Raw genomic sequence first — 7,252 nt, forward strand, 5'->3', positions numbered from 1 at the left:
TTTTACAGCACAACTTCCGGACAGACCCGATTGCGGCCGCTGCTTTTGGCCAGATAGAGCTGTTTATCCGCGCTCTTAATCGCTTCATCCAGCGTTTTAGCATCAACCCGCTCCAGCGAGCTGATACCGATGCTGATCGTCACGCTTAAATCGTCGTCGTTAAGAATGATCGTATGCTGCTCAATGCTCTGCCGCAGCCGGTTGGCGAGCAGAAAAGCGCGAGGCAGCGAAATATCCTCAATTAAAATTAAAAACTCCTCACCCCCCATCCGACTGATAATCGCCGTTTGCTGTAGCGTCTGACGAATACGCTCGACGGTTTGCGCCAGCACATAATCTCCCGCCGCATGTCCAAAAGTGTCGTTGATATTTTTAAAGCGATCGATATCCACCACAAAAGCCGCGCCGTTAAAGTTATGATCCCTGCGCGCCATCAAAGCGTCGAGCCTGGCGGCCAGACCGCTGCGGGTCAGCGCGCCGGTAAGCAGATCGTAATCGGCCCGTCGGGTAATGCGCGCCACCAGCTTTTTATTGGCGGTAGCGCTAAGGGCGACGATCAGCGGACTGACCGTCATCGCCGCTACGCCCAGTCGCGCCGAAGCAAGACTATCGATCAGAAAGAAATCGTCTCTGCCCTGAATCGTTAATACGTTGCTGGCGACCAGGATAATTTCAGTGATGCCCGTGATAAGCGTCAGCAGACAGGTGATAAAAAGCGGATAGCTGACCGCGCACCACATCAGCGCCGGGAGGGGAAAAATCAGGCTGCCGCCGCCGCCCACGCTAATGCCGGCGGCGATGGATACGCCCAGCGAAATCAGCGGCAGCGGCGAAACCTGACGGCACTCCCTCAGCAGCTCGTTGATTTCATCGCTGCGGGGCAGGGTAATCATGACCGGCAACAGCAGAATAGAAGTGGATACCTGCTCGCAAAACCAGGAAATCCAGCCCTGCACCAAATCGTCATGAAAATAGTGCTGGCTGGCGACCGAGCCGATAACTGCGCATACCGCTGCGCCCACGACAGAAGCCGGAAAAACGCGGTTCAGCGCCTGTAGGCGGCGTGACGTAGTGCTGCCGGTTAGCAGGACGCCAAGGCCGGTGACGATAAAAGAGAGGTTGGCCGCGTCCATGCCCATTGAGGCAGCGACATGCGTGCCAAAAGCGATATCCGCAGTCACCAGCCCAACGTAAATAGCCGGAAAAGTCAGGGCCGAGCTAAGCTGGGGAAAACGGACCAGCAGACCCAGCAGCATCGCGTTGCAGGGCCAGAAAAGAGAAAGCGCGGCGTTAGTGCGGCAGTAAAGCCCCAGCATTGCCATACAAAGAGTGATAAAAAATAGCAGAATAACCAGGTTAATTTTATATTTACTTAATGGCATTTCGGTGGCTCAAATTTTATTTAAGGCAATGCCGCAAACGTGGCCTGCGCTTATACTTCCAGCTATCACAGTTGGTTTTCTGACTTTAGTATTCTTAATAATTTCTTATGATTCAAACAGGTAAAGCAGATAATGCCCCTGGTCGCGACAAGGCAATAAAGTCAGGCTTATTTATCCAGGCGGAAAAGCGCGTAAAGAATATCCTTATAATTTGCTGTTTTCAATCTCCTGAGAAATTAATCATCCTGTCGCGATCTATCACGAGATACAGGCGTTAAGGCTATATATACCGTAAAAAAGTGCGCTTTACGCATTATTATTCACTGCGCTTTTCTGTTTGAGAGCATTCTCACCGGGGCCGGTCCTGAAGTTGCGTTTATCCGGCGCAACAGAGGGATTACGCCGGAAAAAAGCAGGATAAACGGCTACAGCTCGTTTTTGATGCAGAATTCTTCCCAGCTCATGCCGAGCGCTTCGGCGTGCTGGCGCAGGTAGGCTTCGATAGCCTGAGCCGCTACGGCTTTATCCGGCTCGGCCAGCTGGATGGCGAACAACATGCCATCCAGCTTTTTTTCACGCGTAAACGCAGCATAGGCGCGATCGGTTTGCATACGCTGTAAGGCCGGTAACGACATGCCGAGCGTCTCTGCGTCCTGCTGGCTCAGCGCGGCGATACCGGCTTTGATTTCCGGGTGCGCTTCCAGAAAAAGCGCGGTGGCGGCGGCGTAATACTCTTCAATGGTTTTCATAGCGGGGTCCGGCAAAAAAATGATGCGCCAGTTTACACGTCCGGCGTCTTTTCAGCATCTGCTGTTGAAAAGCGCGTAGGGCAGGGCGAGACAGCTTGAATTGTACGGGTAAAAAATTATAACGTAGCGCCTGGCTGAAGAATCAGGAACTGAACATGAAAAAGTGGATTTTAGCGGCCGCTGCCGTCGCGATGACTGGCTGTGCGCAAATACCTAATTACCAGAGCGCGATTAAAACGCCGCCGCCTGCAAACCTGGTTGGTAACTGGCAGACGATGGGGCCGCAGAAGGGGCTGGTCAGCAAAGAGGCAAAAGCCAGCCTGATCGTTACCGCCGAAGGCGATACGCTGGACTGTCGCCAGTGGCAGCGCGTTATCGCCAAGCCGGGCAAGATCACCCTGTTCTCCGGCGACTGGGTGAATGTAAATAATGAAGTGCGCGTCATGCCGCTGGTGCTGGAAGGACAGGCGCTGCACTACGACAAGCTGGTGATGCAGAAGGTGCAGCAGCCAACCGCCGAGTGTCAGGAAGCGTTAAAACAGGCTACAGAGCAGGCGCATGCGCAAAAAGTCGCCAAAGCACATAGCAACGGCCGGTCGCATCATAAAGTGATGATGAAAAACGGGAAATCCTGATCCTGTACAAGCCGCGCGCGGCCTGCCGCGCGCGCATTTTTTTAAATATCCAGCACCCAAACGCTGACGCTGCCCGCATTGCAGAAGAAGGTCGCGTTGCCTTCTTCGTCCGAGGTCACCTGTTCTTCACGATGGCCCAGGTAGTCGTGCCATGTTTTACTGGCAAAATCCATGCCCAGCGGCAGCGTTTTCTCGCCCTGTTCGCCGTTTGACATAATCACCACGCAGCCCGCGTGTTCATCCGTGCCGCTGCGCGCGAAAGCCACACAGTTCGGATGATCGAACCATTCGGTCTGGATGCCGTGCGCATGTTCCTGGCGCGCACGCAGCAATGCAGGCAGCTCCGGGATTGCCGGCATATCAATCTGATACTCTTCGCCATCGCCGCCCGTGTCTTTGTAGCTGGTACCAAACAGGTCGGGATAGAAGACGCAGGGTACGCCCTGTTCGCGCAGCAGGATCAGCGCATAGGCCAGCGGTTTAAACCAGGGCTCTACCGGCGCCTCCAGCGACTGGAGCGGCTGGGTATCATGGTTAGCGACAATAGTTACAGCATGCCAGTGATCGTGTTCGACCAGCGTCCCGCTGAAAATCTGGCTGAGGTCGAAGTTGGCGCCCTCGCGGGAGGCATTGTGGAATCTCATCTGGAGCGGCGCGTCGAACAGCATGGTTTTGCCTTCGACCTGATGAATATAGTTTTGCAGCTTCTCGACCTCGTGCGACCAGTATTCCGCCACGATAAACATCGGCTGCTCTGCCACTTCCTGAATATGATCGATCCACTGCTTATAGAACCAGGCGGGAATGTGCTTGACGGCATCCAGACGAAAGCCGGTGCAGGGCAGCTGCTGCATCATCCAGCGCGCCCAGAACTTCAGTTCTTCGGTAACCGCGCGATTGCGGAAATCGATATTGGCGCCCATAAGATAATCAAAATTGCCCAGCTCGTCGTCAACCTGTTCGTTCCAGCCGTCGCCGGTATAGGCATTGATGATCTTAAAGACGCCGTACTCCTCCGGGTTATCAATGCAGTCCACGCCGTTAAAGCATTTATAATCCCAGGTAAATTTTGAGTACTGGCCGCCACGGCCCGGAAACGTAAAACGGGTCCAGGCTTCCGCCTCAATCACCTCGTCATCGATCTCTTCCCGGTTTTCAGGGTTAACGCGATTGACCTGCACCTTCTCTTTTTCGTCCGCGCCCATTTTATGGTTGAAGACCACGTCCATAATGACGCCGACCTCATGCTCTCTCAGCGCGTTTGCCGCCGCGATCAGCTGCTCTTTATCGCCATATTTGGTGGCGCGGCTGCCTTTCTGTTCAAATTCCCCAAGGTCAAAAAGATCGTAAGTGGCGTAGCCTACGCCTGTTGCGCCTTCGGAGCTTTTATAGGCTGGTGGCAGCCAGACATCGGTGATCCCCGCCTGCGCCAGCCATTCGGCGCGTTCAGCCACTTCTGGCCACAGCCTGCTTCCTTCGGGGTAATACCAGTGAAAGAACTGTAATAATGTGGGGTTACGCATGCCATTGCTCCAATAGTCATCAGCGGGAAACTGAAGTATGGAAGAGGCGGCGGGAAAAGCGCGGTAAGCGCAGAAATATTTTCCGCTGCGCTTACTGGCTTCATTCGGGACGATTGCCCGAGTGGAATTAAACGCCCTGGGCGTTTTGCGGGAACAGGATCACGCCTGCCATGCCGCCATAGGCTTTATTGACGGTTTTCTGACGGCTGGTCTGGCTAATCAACTGCGCCAGCTCTGCCTTGCGCGCCTGCAGCAGGTTTTTCACTTCCGCTTCGTTGGCAAGGATATGGCGCAGTACAGGACGTAACTGGTCCTGAGTCTGAGCCGGGACGGGTGTTTGCTGCGTACACTCCGCCAGTTTTCCCACCGCACTGACATAATCGACTTCCATTTCGATCAATTTATCCCACTCGCCTTCTGTTGCCAGACGCAACATTGACTGGCTGAGCACTAAAAGCTGTTGGTAAATCGAGAGCAGATGCGGTGCAATATTCATTAAACGGCGTCCTGAAGAACAGTATTAGCAGTGACTTCTTTCCAGGCATCGGCAATGTTGCGCAGCAGATCTTCTACTTCCTGAACGGCAGCGACATCATTCTGCAAATTACCCTGGAGAAGGCGTCTTATCATGTAGTCATAGAGCGCGAGCAGATTGGCAGCCAGCTCGTCGCCGCTTTCATCCACCAGGCCCACTTTTAACCCATTTTCAATAATGTTGATGGCTTTGGAGATGGCGTTGCCTTTGCCTTCAATCTGGCCATCCAGCATAAACAACCGTGCGCGAACCAGGGCGCTAAGCGCCCCGTCGAACAACAGCGTGGTCAGCTGCTGCTGGCTGGCGCCCAGCACGCTGCTTTCCAAACCTACTTTGCGGTAGAGCTGTGCTCCTGAATCTTTATACATATCGTCCCCGGCTTAATTAGCTGGATGAAGTTGAAGAAAACTGCGACGTCAGGTAGGTCGACGTGTTGGTCAGGGAGTTTACGAGCGTACTCAGATTCGTAAACTGCGTCTTGTACCGGGCCATCGTCGCGTCAATCGAATCGCTCATTTGATCATAGCGATTGCTCAGCGTTTTCAGCGTGGTATTGATGCCATCCTCTGCGTTCTTGATGATGCCTTCTTTACCGACCGTGGTGCTCAGCATCGCGGTTAAGGTGCTGTTCAGCTTGGTCGCGAAACCAGTGGTGCTGCCGTCGCCGATAAAGAACTGGCTGACAGCCTGCGGGTTATTGGTCAGCGCGGCGGTCAGCTTGGTGTCGTCTACGGTCAACGCGCCGGTAGAACCGTCGCTCTGCACGGTTGGATCGATAGTGATGCCCAGCTGCGCCAGAATCGAGTAGGAACCGCCCTGTACCGTGGTCAGGATCGAGTTCATGCTGTTTTCTACCGCACGAACCGTACTGTCGCCCAGCAGCGCGCCGTTGCTGCTTGCCTGCGTTTCGCCAGCTGAAACGGCGGTATACTTGGTAACCGAAGCAATAGTCGACTTCAGCGAGTTGTAGGCCGTCACAAAAGCATTGATGGTTTTTTTGCTGTCATCAATAGAGCGTGAAACCGTCAGCTTCTCGCCGGAGGCATCGGTGCTGGGAGCGTTCAGGTTCAGCGTAACGCCGGTTAACGCATCGGTAATATTGTTGCTGCTACGCTCAATCGCCACGCCGTTAATGTTGAGTTTGGCGTTTTGAGAGGCGGTCTGCACCGACATATTTTGCGTGCCGGTCGCGCTGGCGCTATAGCCAATCGCGCTTTGCAGCGTATCGTCGCCGGTCACGCTGACGGTCATATCACTGTCGGTGCCGGTAGTCTTCGAGCTGAGCATCAGACGGTAATCGCCGCTGCTGGCTTTAATAATGCTGGCGCTGACGTTGCCGGCGCTTTTGTTAATGGCGTCGGCAATGCCGGACAGCGACGTCTGGCTGTCGGTCAGCGTAATCGTCAGCGGCGTAGTGCTGCCGCCCTGGGCAATGGTCAGCGTACGGCTGTTGCCGCTGGTGGTGCCGCCCAGCGCCGTGCTGTTGCTGCTAAACGAGCCGGACATCAGCGTCTGCGCTTTCGCTATCTGATCAACGTCAACGCTGTAATCGCCGGTTGAGGCCGTTGCGTCGGTAGTAGCGGTAAAGGAAGTATTGGTGCTGGTCACGGCCGTCGCGCTGAAAGCAGACGTCTTGGTCAGCGCCGCCGCCGCCGTTTGCAGCGCGGCCATAGAACTCTGCAGCTTGCTATAAGAGCTGAGCTGGGAATTATAGGTCGTCTGTTGTTTAGTAATCGCGGTCAGTTTTGTCTTCTCAGCGGTTTCTAAACTGGTGTAAAGGGTATCCAGATCAAGGCTGGTACCGACTCCGAGCGAGCTTACACTTGCCATGAGAGATCCTTAAGAATGAGATAGGTGCAAAACACATATCGGCCGCAGAGATAAAAAGTTTACGCCGCAGAAAAAAATTTAATGGGCAGAATAAGAGGGGTATCCGCAGGTAATTAGCCAGATCGTTTCTTCAGGCCGGGGTTACTATAATGAGAGTTGCAGAGTACGCATCGGCCGTGAAACGGCGGTCGGGAAGGGTAGAATAGTCACGATTTTTAATGTTGATTCAACGGGCTAATGGGTTTTTCACTTTTTTTCTAAAGTTCAGATTAACCCAACCGATAACTTCAGTAACGGTGGCAGACGCCGTGAGCGTTAAAAGCTCAGCCTAACAAACTAACTGATTTTGAAGGAAACTATTATGTCCGTTATTAACACTAACATCATGTCGCTGACTACTCAGAACAACCTGAACAAATCACAGGCTTCTCTGAGCACCGCTATCGAGCGTCTTTCTTCCGGTCTGCGTATCAACAGCGCAAAAGACGACGCCGCGGGTGAAGCTATTGCTAACCGCATGAACTCTCAGATCAAAGGTCTGACTCAGGCGGCACGTAACGCCAACGACGGTATCTCTCTGACTCAGACGGCTGAAGGC

Annotated in this window: 8 protein-coding genes; 2 read left to right on the forward strand and 6 right to left on the reverse strand. The window is 53.8% G+C overall.

Features of this window, described 5'->3' with window-relative positions; all coding sequences use genetic code 11:
• Positions 1 to 2 precede the first annotated feature (2 nt).
• Together AB6T85_RS12430 and AB6T85_RS12435 are read right to left on the reverse strand one after the other, a co-directional pair.
• Positions 3 to 1,382: a GGDEF domain-containing protein gene (locus tag AB6T85_RS12430; RefSeq protein WP_253460495.1), complete on the reverse strand. Its 1,380-nt coding sequence runs from the start codon at positions 1,380 to 1,382 to the stop codon at positions 3 to 5.
• Positions 1,383 to 1,807: 425 nt separating this feature from the next.
• On the reverse strand, positions 1,808 to 2,131 hold the full coding sequence (locus tag AB6T85_RS12435; RefSeq protein ID WP_253460498.1) for a DUF6388 family protein: 324 nt from the start codon (positions 2,129 to 2,131) through the stop codon (positions 1,808 to 1,810).
• Positions 2,132 to 2,286: 155 nt separating this feature from the next.
• On the opposite strand from AB6T85_RS12435, the gene yedD reads away from it, so the two are divergent.
• Positions 2,287 to 2,766, forward strand: coding sequence for a lipoprotein YedD (gene yedD / locus AB6T85_RS12440; protein ID WP_369895709.1), 480 nt, complete (start codon positions 2,287 to 2,289; stop codon positions 2,764 to 2,766).
• A gap of 41 nt (positions 2,767 to 2,807) precedes the next feature.
• Here the strand turns inward: yedD and amyA are convergent, their stop codons facing one another.
• From amyA to fliD, 4 genes are all read right to left on the reverse strand, one after another.
• Positions 2,808 to 4,289: an alpha-amylase gene (gene amyA, locus AB6T85_RS12445; protein WP_369895710.1), complete on the reverse strand. Its 1,482-nt coding sequence runs from the start codon at positions 4,287 to 4,289 to the stop codon at positions 2,808 to 2,810.
• Positions 4,290 to 4,416: 127 nt separating this feature from the next.
• Positions 4,417 to 4,785 carry a flagella biosynthesis regulatory protein FliT gene (fliT, locus tag AB6T85_RS12450; RefSeq protein ID WP_369895712.1) on the reverse strand — a complete coding sequence of 123 codons (369 nt, stop codon included), beginning with the start codon at positions 4,783 to 4,785 and terminating at the stop codon, positions 4,417 to 4,419.
• Complete coding sequence (fliS, locus tag AB6T85_RS12455) at positions 4,785 to 5,192, reverse strand: flagellar export chaperone FliS (protein WP_369895714.1); 408 nt, start codon at positions 5,190 to 5,192, stop codon at positions 4,785 to 4,787. The genes fliT and fliS overlap by 1 nt, the downstream gene beginning before the upstream one ends.
• A gap of 16 nt (positions 5,193 to 5,208) precedes the next feature.
• On the reverse strand, positions 5,209 to 6,654 hold the full coding sequence (gene fliD / locus AB6T85_RS12460) for a flagellar filament capping protein FliD (RefSeq protein ID WP_301250974.1): 1,446 nt from the start codon (positions 6,652 to 6,654) through the stop codon (positions 5,209 to 5,211).
• A 361-nt stretch (positions 6,655 to 7,015) separates the two neighbouring features.
• Here fliD and AB6T85_RS12465 point away from each other — a divergent pair.
• Positions 7,016 to 7,252: flagellin N-terminal helical domain-containing protein (locus AB6T85_RS12465; protein ID WP_440135766.1), on the forward strand; the 237-nt coding region annotated here is incomplete at its 3' end.

This window comes from Erwinia aeris (assembly GCF_041224955.1).
Taxonomy (GTDB): Bacteria; Pseudomonadota; Gammaproteobacteria; order Enterobacterales; family Enterobacteriaceae; genus Erwinia; species Erwinia aeris.